The 349-nt window shown below is 57.6% G+C and carries 1 protein-coding gene; it reads right to left on the reverse strand.

Annotated features, from left to right (window positions below; genetic code table 11):
* Nucleotides 1-349 (reverse strand): oligosaccharide flippase family protein (locus tag CSQ86_RS09660; protein WP_165773847.1); only part of this gene is annotated, 349 nt, incomplete at both ends.

Genomic DNA, 349 nt, shown 5'->3' on the forward strand with positions numbered 1-349 from the left:
TTCTTGACGAGCAGGTCGTGGTATTTCTCCCGGGAGTTCCTGGCGTAGTAGGAGAGTCTGGGGAGCATGACGTTGACCACGGAGTTGATGGCCATGACGAGCATGGTCTTGATCTTGGCGACGAGCTGGTAGATGCCGACGACGTGGTTGGTGGAGAGGAATCCGAGGAGTACCATGTCGGCCTGCGCGTACATGCCGGAGGAGACGCTGGAGACGAGGAACGAGGCCATGGGCTTGAAATGCCTCCTGATGTTCAGCTGGTTCAGCGGCACGAATCTGATGAATGCGCGCAGTCGGAGCATGTTGAGGATGTTGGCCCCGTATCCGGTGAATACGACGATCATGCCGT

Source organism: Bifidobacterium felsineum, assembly GCF_002802915.1.
Taxonomy (GTDB): domain Bacteria; phylum Actinomycetota; class Actinomycetes; order Actinomycetales; family Bifidobacteriaceae; genus Bifidobacterium; species Bifidobacterium felsineum.